Raw genomic sequence first — 20,246 nt, 5'->3', positions numbered from 1 at the left:
CGTCGTCGTCCTCGTCGTCGTCCTCGTCGGCCTCGTCCTCGTCGTCGTCCTCGTCGGCCTCGTCCTCGTTCTCCTCGTCCTCGTGGCCATCCTCGTCGCCCTCGTCGTCGGCGTCCGCACCGCGACCGTGATCCTCCCCGTCGTCGCCACGATCATCGGGGTCGTCCTCGTGACCCGCGAACCGGTCGGTCGCCCGGATGAGGGCGTCGAGGATGCCGGGCTCGTCGAACGCGTGACCGGCATCGGCGATCAGGTGGAATTCGGCCTCGGGCCACGCCTTGTGCAGCTCCCACGCCGTCATCGCCGGCGTGCACATGTCGTACCGGCCCTGCACGATCACGGCGGGGATGCCCGCGAGCCTCGGCGCATCGCGGATGAGCTGACCCTCCTCCCACCAGCCGCCGTGGCGGAAGTAGTGGTTCTCGATGCGGGCGAACGCGGTGGCGTACTCGGGCTCCGTGAACCGCGCGATCGTCTCGGCCTGCGGCAGCAGCGTGATCGTCGACGACTCCCAGCGCGACCAGGCGATGGCCGCCGACTGGTGCACCTCGGGATTCGGATGCTGGAGGAGCCGTGCGTACGCGTCGATGAGGTGTCCCCGTTCGAGCAACGGGATCGGCGCGATGAAGTCCTCCCAGAGGTCCGGGAACACCGCCGCGGCGCCGCCCTCGTAGAACCAGTCGAGCTCCTCGCGGCGCAGGGTGAAGATCCCGCGCAGCACCAGTTCGGTGACCCGCTCGGGGTGCGTCTCGGCGTATGCGAGCGCGAGTCCGCTGCCCCACGAGCCGCCGAAGACCTGCCAGCGCTCGACGCCCAGGTGCTCGCGGAGGTGCTCCATATCGGCCACGAGGTGCCAGGTCGTGTTCGCCGAGAGGTCGACCTCGGGCTCGCTCGCGTGCGGGATCGACAGCCCGCATCCACGTTGGTCGAAGAGCACGATGCGATAGCGCTTCGGGTCGAACAGGCGGCGATGGACGGGGCTGGTGCCGCCACCGGGCCCGCCGTGCAGGAAGACGACCGGCTTGCCCTCAAGGTTGCCCGAGACCTCCCAGTAGATGTGCTGGCCGTCCCCCACATCGAGCATGCCCGTCTCGAGCGGCTCGATCTCCGGATACAGGTCTCTCATGCCCACACGGTAGACGAACGACGGATGCCCCGCCATCGCGCCGCGCCGCTCCGCACCCGCCCGCTAGGCGGTCGCGAGCTCTGCCGGTCCCTCTCAGGGACCCCGCCTACGCTCGACCCATGAGACCCGTCCCGCATCCGGTGCGTCCCGGCCAGGAGTCGGTCTGGGACTACCCCAGGCCGCCCCGCCTCGAGCACGTGGACGTGCGAGTCACGATCGAGCTCGGCGGCGAACTCGTGGTCGACACGCGAGATGCGGTGCGCGTGCTCGAGACGAGTCATCCGCCGGTCTACTACCTGCCCGTCTCGGCGTTCGTGCCCGGCTCCCTCGCCCCCCGACCGCGGCTCGACGTTCTGCGAGTTCAAGGGCTCGGCCCGGTACCTGAGCCTTCGCGGCGGAGATGTCGTGGTGCCGCGCGCGGCCTGGAACTACCCGACGCCCGCGCCGGGATACGAGGAGCTGGCCGACCGGGTCGCCGTGTACGCCGGCGCGATGGACGCGTGCACGGTCGACGGCGAGCGCGTGACACCGCAACCGGGCGGCTTCTACGGCGGCTGGATCACCGCGGATGTCGCCGGACCGTTCAAGGGCGGGCCGGGCACCGCCGGCTGGTGATCCGTCGGCCGACGCGAACACGCGTCGGCGCCGCGGCGTAGGCTCGCGGTATGAGCGTCACGCCGGTCACCATCACCATCACGGGCGCCGGAGGCCAGATCGGCTACGCCCTGCTGTTCCGCATCGCGTCGGGTGCGATGCTCGGCCCCGACACCCCCGTGCGATTGAACCTGCTCGAGATCCCGCAGGGACTTCGGGCCGCAGAGGGCGCGGCGCTCGAACTCCAGGACTGCGCGTTCCCGCTGCTCCACGAGGTCGAGGTCTACGACGACCCGGTGCCGGCCTTCCGGGGCACGAGTCACGCCCTGCTCGTCGGTTCGCGGCCACGTGCCGCGGGCATGGAACGTGGCGACCTGCTCGCGGCGAACGGCGGCATCTTCGCGCCGCAGGGCGAGGCGATCAATGCCGGCGCGGCCGATGACGTCCGCGTCGTCGTGGTCGGCAATCCGGCCAACACGAACGCGCTCATCGCATCGGCGCACGCGCCCGACGTGCCCGCCGACCGATTCACCGCCCTCACCCGCCTCGACCACAATCGCGCGCTCGGGCAGCTCGCACCCGCCATGCACACGCCGGTGGGCGACATCCGCAACGTCACCATCTGGGGCAACCACTCGGCCACCCAGTTCCCCGACGTGGCCCACGCCACGGCCGGCGGCGACCCGGTGCCCGCGCTCCTCGCGGCACGGCTCGGCGGCGTCGACGCGGCGCGCGAATGGATCGTCGACGAGTTCATCCCGCGGGTGGCCAAGCGCGGCGCCGAGATCATCGAGGTGCGCGGGTCGTCGTCCGTCGCGTCGGCGGCGAACGCGGTGATCGACCACGTGCGCGACTGGGTGCACGGCACGACGGGCGGCTGGACGAGCGCGGCCGTCGTCTCCGACGGGTCGTACGGCGTGCCCGAGGGACTCGTGTCGTCGTTCCCGGTCGAATCGGTCGACGGCGGCTGGCGCATCGTGCAGGGCCTCAGCCTCGATGCGTTCGCGCAGCACCGCCTCGCGACCACCGTCGCGGAGCTCGAGGACGAGCGCGACGCCGTGCGCGCCCTCGACCTGATCTGAGCCGGGAGGAATCGCGATGACGGATGCGACGACGCTCGACCTCTCGGCCTACCGCCTCCTGGTCGACGAGCGGTTCGACGGCGATGAGCTCGCGCGAACGCGCTGGTTGCCGCACTACCTGCCGCATTGGAGTTCGCGTGCGGCCTCGGCCGCCCGCTACGAGGTCTCGGCGGGCACGCTGAAACTCCGCATCGACGCCGACACCCCGCCGTGGTCGCCCGAGTTCGACGGCGACGTGCGGGTCTCCCACCTGCAGACGGGCGAGTTCTCGGGACCGCTCGACAGTCCCGTGGGACAGCACCGGTTCCGTCCCGGCCTCGTCGTGCGCGAGGAGCAGGACGAGGAGCGCCTGTGGCTGCCGCATCTCGGCGTCATCGAGGCTCGGGCGCGAGCCATCCGCGATCCCGCCGCCATGGTCGCGCTCTGGGCGATCGGATTCGAGGACGAACCCGCCGACAGCGGCGAGATCTGCGTCTTCGAGATCTTCGGCGACGAGATCGGCGACGACGGCGGACTGGTCGGCGTGGGGGTGAAGCCGCAGCACGACCCGCGCCTCGAGCTCGACTTCGAGAAGGTGAAGGTCGCCGGCGACCTCACGGCGTTCCACGACTACGCGGTCGAGTGGCTGCCCGACCGGCTGCGGTTCTTCATCGACGGGCGCCTCGTGAAGACCGTGCCGCAGTCGATCGCGTATCCGGTGCAGCTCATGCTCGACGTCTACGAACTGCCGACGGATGCCCCGCGCGACACGTCGTCGCATCCGCTCGTGTTCGAGGTGGCGCACGTGCGCGAGTACGTGCGGCGCTGAGCCGCCTACGCTGGTGGCATGGCCTCCGAACCGATGTCTCCCGCCCGCCGCAAGCAGCTCATCGTCGGGCTCGTGATGGGCGCGGCCGTGGGAGTGGGAATCAGCCTCTGGACCGGGTTCTGGCTCTGGCTCGCCGCCGGCCTCGCCGTGGGCCTCGCCACGGGCGCGCTCATGAAGCCGCCGTCGGAGTAGTCAGCGCGCGATGCGGCTCGCCGCCGCGACATACGCCTCGATCCCGTCGATCACCCGCGCGAGCCCGAAGTGGAAGGCTCGTTCCGGGTCGGCCGGTCCGCCGTACTCTTCACCCGCGGCTTGGCCGACGCGACCCGAGATCGGGTAGCGCGCCGGGTCCATGATCTGTTCGAGGATGGGCGCGTTCCGCTCCCACCATTCCTCATCGGACTCGGTCGTCGAGCGGTGCAGGCGCTCGGCGTCGACGTAGGCCCGCGCCGGCCCCACCACGAACCCGGCGATGAGGGTGACCACCTGGTCCATGTCGATGTCGCTGAGGCCGAGTCCCTCGATCGCACGGAGGCTCCACTCCCATCGGTCGGAGACATTCGGGCCGAGGGGAGGCCGGCTCGTGTCGATCGAGAGCAGCCACGGATGCCGCAGGTACTCGTCCCATGCCATGCGGGCGATCTGCTCGAGCCGTTCCCGCAGCGACCCTGCCGGCTCCGGCAACGGCCGCTCCCCGGCGACGCGGTCGACCATGAGGTCGATGAGCTCCGCCTTGCCGGGCACGTAGGTGTAGACCGACATGGGCTTGAGGCCGAGGCGCTCGGCGATGCGGCGCATCGACAGCGTCTCGATGCCCTCGTCGTCGGCGATCTCGACGGCCGCATCGACCACGGCGTCGACGCTCGCGCGCTGCTTCGGACCGCGTGAGCCGACCGGCTCCCCGAGACGGTGGCGCCAGAGCAGCCGGAGAGTGCGGTCGGGTTCGCCTCGCCCGGTGGATTCGGTCGACATGGGGGCTAGCCTACATTCTCCGTATGGTGTACGGTGCAGGGAATAACCCCGTATGGCGTACGTTGAAAGAGAGCGATGACGCAGACACCACCTTCCCCTCCCGCCCCGCCCGCGGCTCTGGACGCCGTCGGGCTCCGCAAGCGCTTCGGCGCCACCAGCGCGCTCGACGGCTTCGACCTCCGCATCCCGCGCGGTACCGTGCACGGTCTCCTCGGACCGAACGGCGCCGGCAAGACCACCGCCGTACGCTGCCTCGCGACCCTCACCGAGCTCGACGACGGCAGCGCGAGCATCGACGGCATCGACGTCCGCCGGCACCCCGCGGCGGTGCGTGAGCGCATCGGCCTCGTCGGGCAGACGCACGCCGTCGACGAAGCGCTCACCGCCAGGCAGAACCTCATGCTGTTCGCACGGCTGAGCGGCCTGTCGAAACCGCGGGCGGTGCGTCGCTCCGACCAGCTGCTCGCGACGTTCTCGCTGACGGATGTCGCGGCCCGCCCGGTGTCGGGATTCTCGGGCGGCATGCGACGCCGACTCGACATCGCGGCGAGCCTCGTGCTCAGGCCGGCCGTGCTGTTCCTCGACGAGCCGACCACCGGACTCGACCCGCGCGGCCGCGCGACCGTGTGGCAGGCCGTTCGGGAGGTCGCCGCTGCGGGCACGACCGTGCTCCTCACGACGCAGTACCTCGACGAGGCCGACCAGCTCGCCGACCGCGTCTCGGTGATGAACCAGGGGAAGATCGTGGCCGAAGGCAGCCCGGCCGAGCTCAAGCGCCGGCTCGGCGGAGATCGGGTCGCGGCCGTGCTCGCCGACCCCGACCGGCTCCGCGAGGCCGCCGGCGTCATCGCTCGGGCCGCCGGCGCCGAGGCATCCGTCGATCCCGACACCCGAAGCGTGACGGTCGAAGTCGACGACGGCTCACGCGCGCTCGCGCCCATCGTGCGCGCGCTCGACGCCGAGCACCTCGCCGTCGACGACCTCACCCTGCGCCGGCCGACGCTCGACGAGGTGTTCCTGCACCTCACCGGCGACGCGGGCGACGCATCCGAACTGCACGCCGAACTGGAGGTCCGATGACCACCACCACCCTCACCACCATGACGAGCGCCGGCCTGCGCGACCGCCGCCGCAACGCGCTTCGCGAGGGGTGGCTCATCGCCGGCCGCGACGTGCTGCACTGGATTCGCGAGCCGTGGGGCCTCGTGTTCGGCCTCGCCTTCAACATCATGCTGATCCTGATGTTCGGCTTCCTCTTTGGCGGGGCCATCGAGGTGCCGGGTGGCGGCGGCTACATCGCGTTCCTCCTCCCCGGCATGTTCGCCCTGACCATGCTCTTCGGACTCGAGAGCACGGTGACCGCCATGGCCGACGACGCAAAGCGCGGCGTCACCGATCGCTTCCGGTCGCTTCCGCTCTCGAGCGCCTCGGTCGCGCTCGGCCGCGCGATCGCCGACCTCGCCGGCTCGGCGCTGAACCTCGCGGTGCTGATGCTCGGCGGCCTGCTCATCGGATGGCGCCCCACCACGGGCCCCGCCGAGATCGTGCTCGGCGTGGTGCTCCTGCTCTGGCTGCGGTTCGCGTTGCTCTGGCTCGGCATCTTCCTCGGCCTGAGCTTCCGAGGCACGGGAGCCACGACCGCGGTGCAGGTGCTCGTCTGGCCGATCGGGTTCCTGTCCACGGTCTTCGTCTCAGCGGAGACGATGCCCGGATGGCTCGGATCGATCGCCCAGTGGAACCCCGTCTCGGCCACCGCGACGGCGGCCCGTGAGCTGTTCGGCAACCCGACGGGCACGACCGGGGGCTGGCTGGCCGACAACGCCGTGCTCGCGGCATCCGTCTGGCCGCTCGTGATCACGCTCGCCTTCCTGCCGCTCGCGGCGTCGGCCTACCGGCGGCTTCGACGCTGAGCGAGGGCGGTGGACGACGAAGGCCGGGTCCAGATCGGACCCGGCCTTCGCAAGCGCGCTACTTCTTCGACTTCTCGGGAACCGGCAGGGTGCCCGCGGCGCGCTTCGCCGCGTAGTACGCGCGTGCCTCGTCCTGGCGCTCCTGCTCGGCACCCGACGCGATCTTCGCGCGCAGGTGCTCGGGCGTGTAACCGAAGGCATCGACGAGGTCCTGCGCATGCGGGCGCAGGCGCTCGAGCAGTCGATCGATGTACGCCGTCACGGCCTGCGCGCGCTGCGGCGACAGGCGGCCGTGGATGAGGTACCACGCGAGGTGCTTCTCGACCAGGCCGAGGCCGAACAGGTCGCGCAGCCACGTGAGCACCTGCCTCGTGCCGGGATCGCTCGTCTGCTCGAGGCCCCGGGTGAACGCCTCCCACTGCAGGAGCTCGGCGTGGGCGCGGGCGGCCTCGATGAGCTCGTTCTGGTTGCGGTTGAAGGCCGCCGCGGCATCCGCCTTCGGCAGCTTCCGCGCGTCGCGGAGCCGGCCCGCGATGTCGGCGACCATGGTCTCGACGCGATCGGTGAGCAGTTCGCGCTGCGTGTTCGTGTCCCGAAGCTCCGACACCGAGCGGGCGGTCGATCCGAAGTCCGCGATGGTCTGCGCCAGGCGGCGAAGGCCCGTGCCGTGGTAGGCCCGATCGGCGGTCTGCGCGACGACGTACCGTGCCATGGCGCCGGCGTCGGCCTTGGCGAACTGCTTCGAGTAGTCGGTCAGCAGGCGCTTCGCGACGAGCTGCAGCAGCACGTTGTTGTCGCCCTCGAACGTCGCGTAGATGTCGAGGTCCTGGCGCAGCCCGACGATGCGGTTCTCGGCGAGGAACCCCGCACCGCCCGTCGCCTCGCGCGCCTCCTGGAGGGTCTCGAGCGCGTGCCACGTCGACAGCGGCTTCAGGGCGGCCGCGATGGTCTCGAGGTCCTGACGGTCGTCGTCGGTGTCGGCCCTGCCCGAGAACACCGCGTCGAACTTCAGCAGGAACTCGTCGTGCGCGAAGGTCTGCGCGTACGTGGTGGCGAGCTTCGGCAGCAGCCGGCGCTGGTGACGCTGGTAGTCGAGCAGCACCTCCTCGTCGGTGTCGCTCGCCGCGTTGAACTGGCGGCGCTGGTTGCCGTAGGTGATCGCGATCGTGAGCGCCACCGCGGCCGCCGCCGTCGCGGCGCCGTCGAGCGAGACGCGGCCCTGCACGAGCGTGCCGAGCATCGTGAAGAAGCGTCGCCCTGGGCTCGGGATCGGGCTCGAGTAGGTACCGTCGGGCGCCACGTCGCCGTAGCGGTTCAGCAGGTTCTCACGCGGGACGCGCACGTTCGTGAAGTGGAGCCGGCCGTTGTCGATGCCGTTGAGTCCGCCCTTCAGCCCGTCGTCTTCGCCGCCGATGCCCGGCAGGAACGCGCCGTCGCCATCGCGGAGCGGCACGTAGAACGCGTGCACGCCGTGGTTCACGCCCTTGGTGATGAGCTGGGCGAACACCACCGCCGCGATGCCGTGCAGGGCGGCGTTGCCGAGGTAGTCCTTCCATGCCCCGCGGAAGGGCGTGTCGATGACGAACTCCTGCGTCGCCTCGTCGTACGTGGCCGTCGTGCCGATGGCCGCGACATCCGATCCGTGCCCGGTCTCGGTCATCGCGAAGGCACCCGGTACCTCCAGCGACATGATGCCGGGCAGCCAGGTGCGATGGTGGTACTCGGTGCCGAGGTGCAGCACCGCGGCGCCGAAGAGGCCCCACTGCACGCCGGACTTGATCTGCAGGCTCGGGTCGGCGATGACGAGCTCCTCGAATGCGGCGATGTTGCCGCCGTGGTCGTCGAGACCGCCGAGCTCCTTCGGGAAGGCGCGATGCACCGCGCCCTGATCGACCAGGATCTTGAGCTGCTTCAGCACGCGCTCGCGATGCTCGGCCATCGGCTGGCCCTCGATGCGCTGCAGGTCGGGGTGTGCGGCGCGCTCACGCGCGGCGATGCGGATGTCCGCCCACGTGCCGAGGAGCTGTCGCCCGAGCGCGGCGACGTCGACCTTGGGCGAGTCGGGCGCCTCGGCGGCCGGCGGGGCCGGGACCGGGGCCGCGACCTCGTCGTTCGCGGGCTTCGCGGGTACCGTGGCGGCGCGCTCGCCCGAGTTCTTCGTGGTGGTGCGGTGTGCCGTGTCAACCATCGTCGGTTCTCGTCCTTCGTATGCGGCGGTCAGCTCTCTCCACGGTAGGACGACCGGCTGTCGCCCGAAAACGGGGCGTCCGGGGCCTACAAAACACGCGCACGACGGCTCACGGGCACCTGTTGGGACCCTACAAACCCCGGTGCCTCTGCCGTGGTGGTGTCCACAATCGGATGTCGCGGCATCCGCTCGATCGTCTGCCGCCTAGTGGCGGAAGAACTCGTTCGCGCGACGCGTCCAGAGCATGGCGATGATGAGGAGGGCGAAGACGATGCCGATGTACTCGCCGATCGCGACGGCCGGATACGTGATCGCGAGGAACACGGAGAGGAGGATCGACAGCACCTCGAAGACGGTGACGACGATGCGCGCGCCGTTGCTGCCACGCAACAGCCCGACGGCCACGACGATCACGACCACGCCGACGAGGATCCCGGCCAGCGCGGTGGCGATGAGCTGGCTCGCCCCACCGAACTGCTCGACCGTCGAGGCGATGCTCGTCTGGAAGAGGAGTATGGTGCCGCCGAGGATGTCGAGTGCCCCCGAGATCCAGGTCAGCACGGCGACGAAGGTCACGCCGCCAGGTCGATGGATGGCCATGAACGCCCCCGTTCGCGCCGCCCGACATGGCGGCCTGTTGCGATGTTAGCGCGAGGCGGCCTCGCTGCCGCGGAAGTAGGCGCTCGCCGGGCGCGTCCAGAGCAGGATCACCACGATCGCCGTGACGAGGACGCTCGCCCACTCGCCCACCGGGTCGCCGAGGTACGCCACCGCCATGAACAGCGAGCCGATGAGCGACAGGATCTGCAGCACCGTGACGATCATGCGAGCGATCCAGCGCCCCAGCCAGAGGCCGAACGAGAGGATCACGACGATCAGGCCGAGCACCATCGAGCCGATCGCGGCGGCGAGCAGCCCGCCCGATCCGCCGAAGGCGTCCGTCACATCGGGATCGTCCCCCTGGAAGATCAGGAGGATGCCCGTGATGATGTCGATGACACCGGACACGAATGCCAGGACCGCCACGATGGCGACTCCGATCGGCCGGCTCGTTGCTTCAGGCATGATGCGCTCCCCACTCGCTTCGCGCCGTGCAGCGCCGCACGACGACCTTGGGCCGATGCTAGCGCGACGACGGATGCCGCAGCACGAATCAGTCCGTCGGCTCGCCGGGAGCGAGGCCGCGGAAGAAGCGCGACGCCTCGCCCGACCACAGCAGGAACAGGATGGCGAGGGCCAGGAGCGCGCTCAGGATCTCGGTCGACAGGGTGGCCGGCGCCGCGATGCCAGACGAGACCGAGCCCGCCAGCGAGATCACCTGCAGGATCGTGGCCGCGAAGCGGGCGACCGCGTTGCCCCGGAACAGGCCGTAGGCGACGAGCAGCATGATGGCGCCCAGCACGATCGACGAGACGGCGACCGCGACGAGAAGGCCCGCTCCGCCGAACCGCTCCGTCGCACTCGCATCGGACTGCGTCGCGAGCAGCACGATGCCGCCGATGATGTCGAAGACGCCGGACACGATCGCGAGGACGGCGACGATCGTGACGCCGAGCGGACGCTTGGGGCCGAACTGGTCTGACATGTTGCTCCTGACGACGCCGGTGCACGGATGCCACGGGCCACGACCCGTTGCCGCGATCCTAGCCCCCGCCCGGCGGCGGGCAGCCCAGGTCGCTGGCGCGCCGCAACGGATCAGCCGTGCTCGGCGACCACGGCGAGCAGCTTCTCGCCGTACGCCTCGAGCTTCTTCGCCCCGATGCCGCTGATGCCGTCGAGGTCGGCGAGCGCGGTCGGACGGGCCTCGGCGACGCCGCGGAGCGTGGCGTCGCCGAACACGATGTAGGCCGGGACCCCCTGCTCGCGGGCCTCGCCGGCGCGCCACTCCCGCAGGGCCTGGAAGAGCTCGGCCTGCGCCGGATCGAGGTCGGCGGCGGCGGGCACCGCCTTCGGACCGCGGGAGCGGATGGGCCGATCGGGCTCGGTGCGGAGCATGACCGTGCGTGCTCCGGAGAGCACGGCGGCCGAGGCATCCGTCAGCGCGAGCGTTCCGTACTCGCCGTGGGTCGCGAGCAGGCCTTGCGCCAGGAGCTGGCGCACGACGCCGCGCCACTGCTGCTCGCCGAGGTCGGCGCCGATGGCCCAGGTCGCGAGGGAATCGTGACCGTACTGGCGTACGCGAGGGGTCTCCTTGCCGCGGAGGATGTCGATGAGGTGGCCGGCGCCGAACTGCTGCCGGCGCTCGCGCTTGAGGCGCACGATGGTGGACATGAGCTTCTGCGCCGGGATCGTGCCGTCCCATGCGGCGGGCGGTTCGAGGCAGGTGTCGCAATTGCCGCACGGTTCGCTCGCCTGGCCGAAGTAGGCGAGCAGGTTCTGGCGGCGGCACTGCACGGTCTCGCAGAGCGCGAGCATGGCGTCGAGGTGCTGCGCCAGACGACGTCGGTGCGCGAGATCGCCGGGACTCTCGTCGATCATGCGGCGCTGCTGCACCACGTCTTGGAGGCCGTAGGCGAGCCACGCCGTCGCGGGCAGTCCGTCGCGACCGGCGCGCCCCGTCTCCTGGTAGTAGCCCTCGACCGACTTGGGAAGGTCGACATGGGCGACGAACCGGACGTCGGGCTTGTCGATGCCCATGCCGAACGCGATCGTCGCGACGATCACGACGCCGTCCTCGCGGAGGAAGCGCTCCTGCGTGCGGCGCCGGACGCGGGCGTCGAGGCCCGCGTGGTACGGCATGGCGTCGACGCCGTTGGCGACGAGGAACGCCGCCAGCTTCTCGGTGGACGCGCGGGAGAGCGCGTAGACGATGCCCGAGACCGGTTCGCCCGAGGCATCCCGCCCCTCGCTGCGCACGAAGTCGAGCAGTTGCCGGCGCACGTCGACCTTGGGCGCGATGCGGTACTGGATGTTGGGGCGATCGAAGCTCGACACGAAGTGCCGCGCGCCGTCGAGCGAGAGCCGTGCGGTGATCTCGCGGTGCGTCGCCTCGGTCGCGGTGGCCGTGAGCGCGATGCGCGGCACGTCGGGCCAGCGTTCGGCGAGCTCGGAGAGTGCGAGGTAGTCGGGGCGGAAGTCGTGACCCCACTGGGCGACGCAGTGCGCCTCGTCGATCGCGAAGAGGGCGACCCGCCCCTCTTCGAGGAAGCGCTTGACCGGCTCGGCATTGAGCCGCTCGGGCGCGATGTAGAGCAGGTCGAGCTCGCCCGCGAGGTAGGCGCGTTCGACCGCCGCACGCTCGGCCGGCAGCTGGCTCGAGTTGAGGTACGCGGCGCTCACCCCGTTGCGCACGAGCGCGTCGACCTGGTCGTGCATGAGCGCGATGAGCGGCGACACCACGATGCCGGTGCCCTCGCGGAGGAGTGCGGGGATCTGGTAGCAGAGGCTCTTGCCGCCGCCTGTGGGCATGAGCACGACCGCGTCGCCGCCGCGCGTGACCTGCGCGATGATCTCGGCCTGCTCGCCCCGGAACGCGTCGTAGCCGAAGACCGTGTGCAGGGCCTCGGCGGCGTCGGCGAACCGGGCGGGCGCAGCGCGCGCGACCCGCGAGCCCGTCGAAACGCGCCGCTCGGACGAACCCGCTTCGGCGGGCGCAGGGAACTCGTCGGCCGGCGGTGCCCACTCGTCGTCGGGGGGCGGAAGTTCGTCGGGATCCCACGGGACCTCCTCGGTCCAATGGGGTTCCGCGTTGGGGCTCACCCGACGAGTGTAACGAGCGCCTGCGACGCTCCGGCCCGATTCTCCGCGGGTGGGAAGGGCCCGGGCGAACGAGAGCGGCCCCGGACGAGTCCGGGGCCGCTCCGCCATTCAGACGCGGGACTCAGCCGACGTTCAGCGTGAACGAGCTGGTCGTGCCGGTCGAGGGCACGAACACGTCAAACGTGGTCGGACCGCTCGCGCCGGCCGGGACCGTGAACGTGACGCTCGCCTGGCCGACCTCGTCGTACTCCGGCGTGTACGCGGTGTCGATCGGCGCGCTGCCGAGGGTGACGCCGCCATACGAGACGACTGCCGTGTCGGCGTCGACCTCGTCGCGCGTGAAGTCGAGCGACGACAGGTCGACGGTCACCTCGGCGCCCGCAGCGACCGTGATTCCGCCGGGCAGGTGCACGCCGACCGCGCGCTGCTGCACGTCGGGAGTGGCGGTACCGAAGGCGTCGAACCAGTCGACCATCGACTCGAGGTCGATCTTGCCGCTGTCGGCCTTGTTCGCGCCCTCGTCCAGGGTGGAGAAGTTGTCGCCGCCCGAGGCGAGGAACGAGTTGACCCCGACCGAGTAGGTGGCGTTCGGGTCGATCGGAGTGCCGTTGAGCCACATCTGGGTGATGTGCGATCCCAGCGCCGCGGCCGGGTCGTAGGTGTACGTGAACGCGTCGTTCACGCCGAGCTTCAGGAACGGACGCGACTTGCCCGGCTGCCACTGCTCCTCGAGCACCTGCTTGATCTGGGCACCCGTGAGGTCCATCGACACGAGCGTGTTGGCGAACGGCTGGACTCCCGCCGCCTCGGCGTAGGTGACCTCGCCCGACGCCAGGTCGGCTCGCAGGCCGCCCGGGTTCATGAACGTGATGTCCACGCTCCGAGTCCCGTCGACGTTGAGCGCCCAGAGCTGTACGTCTGCGACGAAGTTGCCGAGCGTGGACTCGCCGCCGCGGTTCTCCGGGAACGAGGATGCTCCTGCCGGGTCCGAGCGCACGGCGCGTCCGAAGAGACTGGTGGCATCGCCGAGCACGACGCTGCCGAGTTCGGCTGCGACCTCGACGGCGTCATCGACGATGACCGAGGTCTTGTGGTCGTCCTTGTAGGCGTAGCCGACGATGTCGCCCTCGGCGTCGCGCACGGCGAGGTCGTAGATCGTGTTGTGCATCGACACGATCTCGTCGCCGAGCGTGTCGTACCGGATCACCATGTTGCTGAAGCGCTCGCCGTACTGGCCGCTCGAGATGACCGGCCGACCGTCGATCACGTGGTTGTACGCAAGGTGCGTGTGGCCCGACACGATCGCATCGATGTTGTCGTTGGCGCCGTTCACGATCTCGCCGAACGGAGTGGTCGGGTCGATCGCGGACTCGATCGCCGTCGTCGCGGCGCCCTCGTGCACGAGCATGATGACGATGTCGGCCTCGCCGTTCGCGGCGTCGCCGTCGCTGAGCTGGTCCGCGACGCGGTTCGCCGCCTCGACGGGGGCGCCGACGTCGATCTGGTCGATGCCCGCGGGACTCACGAGGGACGGCAGCTCCTCGGTCACCGCGCCGACGAAGCCGATGCTGACGTCCTTGAACTCCTGCACCCAGTACTCCGGGAGCGCGGGGTCATCGGTGCCCGCGTCGTAGACGTTCGCACCGAGGTACTCCCACTCGGCGAGCGGCATGACCCGGTCGGTGAGGTCGGCGAAGCCCTGGTCGAACTCGTGGTTGCCGACCGCGCTCACGTCGAGGCCGGCCTCGTTGAGCGCCTCGATGGTCGGCACGTCCTGCTGGATGAATGACGTGAACGTGGATGCGCCGATCATGTCGCCGGCGGCCGCGAAGACCGTGTCGGCGCTGCCGCGGCGGATCTCGTCGACGGCCCGTGCGAGCGCGGCGATGCCGCCCGCGGCGCCGGACTGCTCGATGCGCCCGTGGAAATCGTTGACCGTGACGAGGTTGATCTCGGCGATCTTCTGCTTGTCCACCGGCGGCGCGGCCTGGGCGGATGCGACGCCGCTGAACGTGAGCGCGGCGGCAGTGGCCGTCGCGAGCGCGCCTGCGGCGAACCGGCTGCGCGACCGAATGGGGGCATTGGTGCGATCGAGTTCCGCACCACTGGACCGATGCTGCATTCCGTGTCTCCTCTGCGAGTCCGCCGAGGTTCCCGAATCCGCAACCCCCGGCCCTGCACGCCCCCGCGCGACGCTCGGGGGACGATCGAAGCCTACGATTCGCGCCCGGACGCGGGGAAGTGGTTTCGCCAACTCGTCACCTGCACTTAAGTGGAATGTGCGCAGAGCCTGCTCATATGAGCAGGCGCACCCCCGATGAGGTGTCACCCCGACCCGGGGCTAGGCTGGCCGCCGATGCTCACCGCCGTCCTCTCCCTCAGCGGCGCCCTGGTCTTCGGCGCGGCCGACTTCCTCGGCGGACTCGCCGCCAAGCGGATCAACGCGATGCTCGCGACGGCGGTCGCCGGACTCACCGGCCTCGTCCTGCTCCTCGTCGTCGCCCCGTTCCTCGGCGGAGCGTGGACCGCCCACGACGTGCTCTGGGGCATCATCTCCGGGGTTGCCGGGGCCGTCGCGATCACCCTCCTCTACGCCGCGCTCGCGATCGGCCCGATGAGCATCCTCTCGCCGCTCACCGCCGTGATCTCCGCGGTCGTGCCGATGGCGTGGGGTCTCGTCGTGAGCGGCGAGCGACTCGCCACGCTCGGCTACTGGGCGCTCGGGCTCGCCCTCGTCGCGGTCGTGCTCGTCGGGTTCGTGCCCGAGCGGGGCGCCGTGCGCCCGAGCCTGCGGGGACTCGTCCTGGCGACCGGTTCAGGGCTGGCCATCGGCACCTTCTTCATCACGATCGACCAGACGAGCGACGAGAGCGGCATCACTCCCCTCATCCTCAACCGCGGCGTCAGTGCCGGTCTCATCTTCACGGCACTCGGCGTGCTCGCCGTCGCGCGTGCCATGCGACGGCGACGCAGGTACGCGGTCGACGAGCGGATGCCGCGAGCCGCCGCGGCCCGCACGGCCGCGCCGAGGCGCACCGCCGTCACGGCCGGCCTGCGCCTCGCGGTCGCCTGCGGCGTCGTCGACGTGACCGCCAATACGCTGCTCCTGCTCGGAATCCGCGCCGGCGACCTCTCGGTCGCGGCGGTGCTCGGCGCGATGTACCCAGCGGGCACGATCCTGCTCGCCGCGGTCGTGCTGAAGGAGCGCATCGCGCCCGTGCAGTGGGTTGGGCTCGCGCTCGCGCTGACCGCGGCGGGCATGCTCGCGCTCGCGTAGGGGTCTACAGCCGCACCACCTCGGTCACCCGCACGCTCGCCGCGCCGACCTCGGCCGACGCCTCGAGGTCGACCTCCGCCCGGATCCGCCAGTCGTGGTCGCCCGCGGGGTCGTCGATCGTCTGCTCGACGCGCCACACGCCGGACGCGGCATCCGTCTCGTCGATCGTGACGAGCCGCGGTGAACGCGCCGCCCCGTCGGTGCCGATCGAGTCGTGCTCGGCGTAGTAGCGGTCGAGCGCGTCGGGCCACCCCGCGTCGGGGTCGAGCTCGGCCAACTCGTCGTCGCGCTCGAGCGCGGCGAGCTGCACGCGGCGGAAGAGCTCGTTGCGCACGAGCACGGTGAACGCGCGGCGATTCGTGACGACCGACGGCGGCGCGGGCGGCACCACGGGCGCCTCGTCCTCGGGCAGGTGCGCCGTGGGATCGACGAGCTCGTTCCACTCGTCGACGAGGCTCGAGTCGACCTGGCGCACCAGCTCGCCGAGCCACTCGATGAGGTCGAGGAGCTCCTCGTCCTTCGCGTCGGTCGGCACCGTCTGCCGGATCGCCCGGAACGCGTCGGAGAGGTAGCGCAGCACGAGCCCCTCGCTCCGGGCGAGCTGGTAGAACGCCACGTACTCGCCGAACGACATCGACCGCTCGAACATGTCGCGCACGACCGACTTCGGCGAGAGCTCGAAGTCGCGCACCCACGGCTGGCTCGACGCGAACGTCTCGAACGCCTGCGCGAGCAGCTCGGCGAGCGGCTTCGGCCAGGTGACCTCCTCGAGCAGCTCCATGCGCTCCTCGTACTCGACGCCGTCCTGCTTCATGGCCGCGACGGCCTCGCCGCGGGCCTTGAACTGCTGCTGGGAGAGGATCGGGCGCGGGTCGTCGAGCGTCGACTCGATGATCGACACGACGTCGAGCGCGTAGTGCCCGGTGCCGACTCCCGTGCCCGCCGCGGCATCCGGGTCGAGCAGTTCGATCGCGGCGAGCGCGAACGGCGACAGCGGCTGGTTGAGGGCGAAGTTCGGCTGCAGGTCGATCGTGAGGCGCAGGTCGGCCGGTCGCCCCGGCGCCGACGGCGGGAGGAGCTCGACGACGCCCGCGTCGCGCAGCGTCCGCAGGAGTTCGAGCGCACGGCGGGCGAGCTCGACCTGCCGCGACCGCGCCTCATGGTTGTCGAAGACGAGCGAGCGGATGCCGCGGGCCACGTCTCCCCCGCGGCCGATCACGTTGATGAGCATCGCCGCCGTGAGCTTCAGCTGGGGTGCGAGCGGTTCGGGCTCGGCGGCGACGAGCCGCTCGTACGACCCCTCGCCCCACGTGACCTGGCCGGCCGGCGCCTTCTTGCGCACGACCTTCTTGAGCTTCTTCGGATCGTCGCCCGCCTTGCGAACGGCGACCTCGTTCTCGATCTCGTGCTCGGGCGCGAGCACGACGACCGTGCCGGCGGTGTCGTAGCCCGCCCGGCCCGCGCGTCCGGCGATCTGGTGGAACTCGCGAGCGCTCAGCTGCCGCATCCGCTGCCCGTCGAACTTCGCGAGCGCCGTGATCAGCACCGAGCGGATCGGCACGTTGATGCCGACGCCGAGCGTGTCGGTGCCGCAGATGACGCGGAGGAGCCCGCGCTGCGCGAGCGTCTCGACGAGTCGTCGGTAGCGGGGGAGCATGCCCGCGTGGTGCACGCCGATGCCCGCGCGCACGAGACGTGAGAGCGTCTTGCCGAACGCCGTCGTGAACCGGAAACCGCCGATGGCCGCGGCGATCTCGTCGCGCTGCTCGCGCGTGACGACGCGGATCGACGACAGCGCCTGCGCCCGCTCCATCGCTGCCGCCTGCGAGAAGTGCACGATGTACACGGGCGCCTGCCGGGTCTCGATGAGCTCCTCGACGGTCTCCTGCACCGGCGTCTTCGCGTAGGAGAAGTGCAGGGGCACGGGGCGGTCGACGCCCGTGACCCGCGCGGTCTCGCGGCCGGTGCGCCGGGTGAGGTCGTCGGCGATTCCGGTGACGTCGCCGAGCGTCGCCGACATGAGGACGAACTGCGCGCGCGGCAGCGTGATGAGCGGCACCTGCCACGCCCAGCCGCGCTCGGGGTCGCCGTAGTAGTGGAACTCGTCCATCACGACCTGGTCGACCGCGGCATCCGCCCCGTGCCGGAGGGCGAGGTTGGCGAGGATCTCCGCGGTGCAGCAGATGATCGGGGCATCCGGGTTCACCGAGCTGTCGCCCGTGACCATGCCGACGTTGCAGGCCCCGAAGATGTCGACGAGCTGGAAGAACTTCTCGCTGACGAGCGCCTTGATGGGGGCCGTGTAGTAGCTGCGGCCGCCCTGGGCGACGGATGCCGCGTGCGCAGCCACCGCGACGAGCGACTTGCCGGTGCCGGTCGGCGTCGACAGGACGACGTTCGAGCCCGAGACGATCTCGATGACCGCCTCGTCCTGCGCGGGGTAGAGGGCGAACCCCCGCTCGTCGGCCCAGTCGACGAAGGCGTCGTACATCGCGTCGGCATCGTACGGGCGCGGAGCGCGGTCGAGGAGCGGCTGGGTCATCCGTCCGAGTCTGTCACGCGCGCGGCGCCCGGGCGGCGCCGCGCGGTCAGGGGCGGGGCGCGAAGTCGGCGGCGAGGCGCCCGAGTGCGTCGCGCTCGTCGGCTCCGAGCTCGCCGGGCGACGCCGCCGACGCCGTGATGGCGATGTCGGGTCCGCCCGCGGGCGACCACGTGATGGTGCCGTGCTCGAAGCATCCGCTGAACTCGTGCCGGTCGGGGTCGAATCCGACGTCGGCGACCGGCAGGCCCAGCGCCGACCGCTCCCATCCGAGGAGCGACCAGATGTCGCGGACCATGCCGTGCACGACCGCGGCGCCGTGCCGCGCGGTCCAGTAGACGGATCCGCCCTCGAAGTGCGCGTAGCCCCCGTCCACGCCGATGAGCGGCTGCTCGTCGGTCGTCGGCAGGCCGAGGAACGACGACTCGCCGCCGAGGGCGAGCCACCGGGCGGCGATCTCGCCGTGCACCTCGTGCGCCCCCGTGCCGTCCGACCAGTAGACGGCGCCGCGCTCGTACTCGCGGCGATACACGTCGGCGTCGCCCACGCGCGTGTGCGGTGCCACGGCGTCGCCGAGCCACGCGTGCTCGGCACGCTTCTCGCTGATCGCGGGCACCGCGACCAGGAGCCGGTTCGACGGGTCGAAGCTTACGGCCGTGCGGAAGTCCGACCAGCTCACGGGGCGCTCGCGACGGGTCGACCGGCGGTCGCCGGGTCGAGCGTGGTGGGTCGGCGACAGGCGCCGGGGTCGCGTCATCCGCTGGTCCATGGTGGTGCTCCGCTCATCGGCCCGGAGATCCGGGGAGGGGCCCGGTGATCCGGGTGAGACAGGGGAAGCCGGCCGGCGCCCCGCTCGCGGGAGGAGGTGCCGGGCCGGCTTTCCGATCGTGCGCCGCGGTGACAGTTCCCCCTGCGGTCCACGGCTCGACGATCGACTCCTACGCTACGAGCCGGGTTCCGGCCCGGGATCAGGGATACCCCTGAACGTGGGATGGCGCGTCAGCGCGCTCGCTCGAGCGCGGCGCTCGCGGCGGCGGTCGCCGTGGCGACGATCGCGGCTCGGCGCTCGGCGACCCGGTCGGTGCCCGATCCGTCGCCGACGAGGAGCCGGTCGAGCTGACCGAGCACGGGCCACGCGTTGACGAGGGAGACGATGGTGAGCAGCAGTTCTCCGGCGGTGTCCCGATCGACGCCCGGCAGCAGCGCCTGGAACCGGGTGAGCTTCTCGCGATGGTACTCGACGCGCGCAGCGGCGGCCGCGGCCGCCGGTCCGCGCTCGAGTCCCTCCCAGAACACGAGCCGCGGGATGACGCCGTCGGCGACGTGATGCTCGAAGAGGCGCCCGGCGTAGTCGCCCACGGCGTCGGCGCCGACGCCGGTCATGGGCACGTCGTCCATCGAGGCGCGGAGCCTGGTGCCGAGGACGGCGGCGAAGAGGTCGTCCTTCTTGCCGAAGTACTGGTAGATGCGCTCCTTGTTGACCCCGGCGGCCTGGGCGATGCGATCGACGCGGGCTCCGGCGAGGCCGTGTTCGGCGAACTCGGCGGTCGCCGCGTCGAGGAGCCGCCGTCGGGTGCGTTCGGTGTCCCAGGCCATGCGCCGAGTCTACAATCTCCAACTGGACAGTTGCGATTACGGCGCGGGCGTGGTTCACTTACAACCATTCAGTTGGAGATTGAACCTGGAGATGACATGACCGCCGATCCCATCGCCCGCACGCCCTCCGCCGCCGCGCCCACCGCCGCCGCCCCGAGCGCGCCTGCCGCCACCTCGTCCGCCGAAGCCACCGCGCCCCCCGCACCCGCTGCGCCCGCCGGCCCGCCGTCGGTGCACGTTCGGGCCGTCATCACGTGGGTCGCGATCTTCCCGCTCGTGGCCGTCGGCATGCTCGCGCTCGCCCCGTTCTCGGAGTCGTGGCATCCCGTGCTCCGCGCCCTCGTGCTCACCCTCGTCGTGGTCCCGCTCGCGGTGTACCTCGTGGTGCCGCAGCTCCTGCGCGGCTACGGCGCACTGCGCCGTCGCCGCCCGCGTTCGGGGGCCGGTGCTTGATC

17 protein-coding genes and 2 pseudogenes are annotated in these 20,246 nt (G+C 71.1%); 8 read left to right on the top strand and 11 right to left on the bottom strand.

The annotated features are described in order from the left end of the window. Positions 1 to 175: 175 nt before the first annotated feature. A pseudogene (pip, locus tag EZM51_RS17220) lies at positions 176 to 1,126 on the bottom strand (prolyl aminopeptidase); the annotation flags it as partial. A 119-nt stretch (positions 1,127 to 1,245) separates the two neighbouring features. Here pip and EZM51_RS17215 point away from each other — a divergent pair. The 4 genes and pseudogenes from EZM51_RS17215 (at position 1,246) to EZM51_RS17200 (ending at position 3,802) form a co-directional block, all read left to right on the top strand. Next, positions 1,246 to 1,741: pseudogene (locus EZM51_RS17215) on the top strand (DUF427 domain-containing protein). Positions 1,742 to 1,791: 50 nt separating this feature from the next. After that, positions 1,792 to 2,802, top strand: a complete 1,011-nt coding sequence (locus EZM51_RS17210) for a malate dehydrogenase (RefSeq protein ID WP_136709537.1) — start codon at positions 1,792 to 1,794, stop codon at positions 2,800 to 2,802. A gap of 16 nt (positions 2,803 to 2,818) precedes the next feature. Continuing rightward, entirely contained in the window at positions 2,819 to 3,610 is a 792-nt protein-coding gene (locus EZM51_RS17205; RefSeq protein WP_136709536.1) for a glycoside hydrolase family 16 protein, read from the top strand. Positions 3,611 to 3,628: 18 nt separating this feature from the next. Next, positions 3,629 to 3,802, top strand: a complete 174-nt coding sequence (locus EZM51_RS17200; RefSeq protein ID WP_136709535.1) for an HPP family protein — start codon at positions 3,629 to 3,631, stop codon at positions 3,800 to 3,802. Here EZM51_RS17200 and EZM51_RS17195 read toward each other — a convergent pair whose 3' ends face one another. Continuing rightward, positions 3,803 to 4,582, bottom strand: a complete 780-nt coding sequence (locus tag EZM51_RS17195) for a TetR/AcrR family transcriptional regulator (protein WP_136709534.1) — start codon at positions 4,580 to 4,582, stop codon at positions 3,803 to 3,805. It abuts the gene before it with no gap. A gap of 75 nt (positions 4,583 to 4,657) precedes the next feature. Between EZM51_RS17195 and EZM51_RS17190 the strand changes: the two genes are divergently transcribed. Next, positions 4,658 to 5,662, top strand: a complete 1,005-nt coding sequence (locus tag EZM51_RS17190) for an ATP-binding cassette domain-containing protein (protein ID WP_136709533.1) — start codon at positions 4,658 to 4,660, stop codon at positions 5,660 to 5,662. Next, positions 5,659 to 6,492, top strand: coding sequence for an ABC transporter permease (locus tag EZM51_RS17185; RefSeq protein ID WP_136709532.1), 834 nt, complete (start codon positions 5,659 to 5,661; stop codon positions 6,490 to 6,492). The genes EZM51_RS17190 and EZM51_RS17185 overlap by 4 nt, the downstream gene beginning before the upstream one ends. 58 nt (positions 6,493 to 6,550) lie before the next feature. Here the strand turns inward: EZM51_RS17185 and EZM51_RS17180 are convergent, their stop codons facing one another. The 6 genes from EZM51_RS17180 to EZM51_RS17155 form a co-directional block, all read right to left on the bottom strand. Next, positions 6,551 to 8,680 (bottom strand): acyl-CoA dehydrogenase, encoded by a 2,130-nt coding sequence (locus EZM51_RS17180; RefSeq protein WP_136709531.1) that lies wholly within the window; start codon positions 8,678 to 8,680, stop codon positions 6,551 to 6,553. A 204-nt stretch (positions 8,681 to 8,884) separates the two neighbouring features. Continuing rightward, entirely contained in the window at positions 8,885 to 9,280 is a 396-nt protein-coding gene (locus EZM51_RS17175; RefSeq protein WP_136709530.1) for a hypothetical protein, read from the bottom strand. 45 nt (positions 9,281 to 9,325) lie between these two features. Continuing rightward, positions 9,326 to 9,745 carry a hypothetical protein gene (locus EZM51_RS17170; RefSeq protein WP_136709529.1) on the bottom strand — a complete coding sequence of 140 codons (420 nt, stop codon included), beginning with the start codon at positions 9,743 to 9,745 and terminating at the stop codon, positions 9,326 to 9,328. An 88-nt stretch (positions 9,746 to 9,833) separates the two neighbouring features. Next, a complete protein-coding gene (locus EZM51_RS17165; RefSeq protein WP_136709528.1) occupies positions 9,834 to 10,265 on the bottom strand; it encodes a hypothetical protein in 432 nt (143 codons plus the stop codon). Between the two features lie 110 nt (positions 10,266 to 10,375). Next, on the bottom strand, positions 10,376 to 12,379 hold the full coding sequence (gene recQ, locus EZM51_RS17160) for a DNA helicase RecQ (RefSeq protein WP_248305722.1): 2,004 nt from the start codon (positions 12,377 to 12,379) through the stop codon (positions 10,376 to 10,378). A 121-nt stretch (positions 12,380 to 12,500) separates the two neighbouring features. After that, positions 12,501 to 14,501, bottom strand: coding sequence for a 5'-nucleotidase C-terminal domain-containing protein (locus EZM51_RS17155; protein ID WP_136709526.1), 2,001 nt, complete (start codon positions 14,499 to 14,501; stop codon positions 12,501 to 12,503). A 234-nt stretch (positions 14,502 to 14,735) separates the two neighbouring features. On the opposite strand from EZM51_RS17155, the gene EZM51_RS17150 reads away from it, so the two are divergent. Then, the gene (locus EZM51_RS17150; RefSeq protein WP_136709525.1) at positions 14,736 to 15,656 is read left to right on the top strand and encodes an EamA family transporter; all 921 of its coding nucleotides are present in this window, start codon (positions 14,736 to 14,738) and stop codon (positions 15,654 to 15,656) included. 4 nt (positions 15,657 to 15,660) lie between these two features. On the opposite strand, the gene EZM51_RS17145 is transcribed toward EZM51_RS17150, so the two are convergent. The 3 genes from EZM51_RS17145 to EZM51_RS17135 form a co-directional block, all read right to left on the bottom strand. Then, the gene (locus EZM51_RS17145; RefSeq protein ID WP_136709524.1) at positions 15,661 to 18,198 is read right to left on the bottom strand and encodes a DEAD/DEAH box helicase; all 2,538 of its coding nucleotides are present in this window, start codon (positions 18,196 to 18,198) and stop codon (positions 15,661 to 15,663) included. 46 nt (positions 18,199 to 18,244) lie between these two features. Then, entirely contained in the window at positions 18,245 to 18,952 is a 708-nt protein-coding gene (locus tag EZM51_RS17140; RefSeq protein WP_169053961.1) for a hypothetical protein, read from the bottom strand. Between the two features lie 242 nt (positions 18,953 to 19,194). After that, positions 19,195 to 19,791, bottom strand: a complete 597-nt coding sequence (locus tag EZM51_RS17135; RefSeq protein ID WP_136709522.1) for a TetR family transcriptional regulator — start codon at positions 19,789 to 19,791, stop codon at positions 19,195 to 19,197. A gap of 96 nt (positions 19,792 to 19,887) precedes the next feature. Here EZM51_RS17135 and EZM51_RS20875 point away from each other — a divergent pair, with 96 nt between their 5' ends. Then, positions 19,888 to 20,244, top strand: a complete 357-nt coding sequence (locus tag EZM51_RS20875) for a hypothetical protein (RefSeq protein ID WP_211195964.1) — start codon at positions 19,888 to 19,890, stop codon at positions 20,242 to 20,244. Positions 20,245 to 20,246: the final 2 nt, after the last annotated feature.

The organism is Agromyces sp. H66 (genome assembly GCF_004959775.1).
Classification (GTDB): domain Bacteria; phylum Actinomycetota; class Actinomycetes; order Actinomycetales; family Microbacteriaceae; genus Agromyces.
The sequence above is the reverse complement of the archived record's forward strand: the minus strand, read 5'-3'. Positions and strand labels throughout refer to the sequence as shown.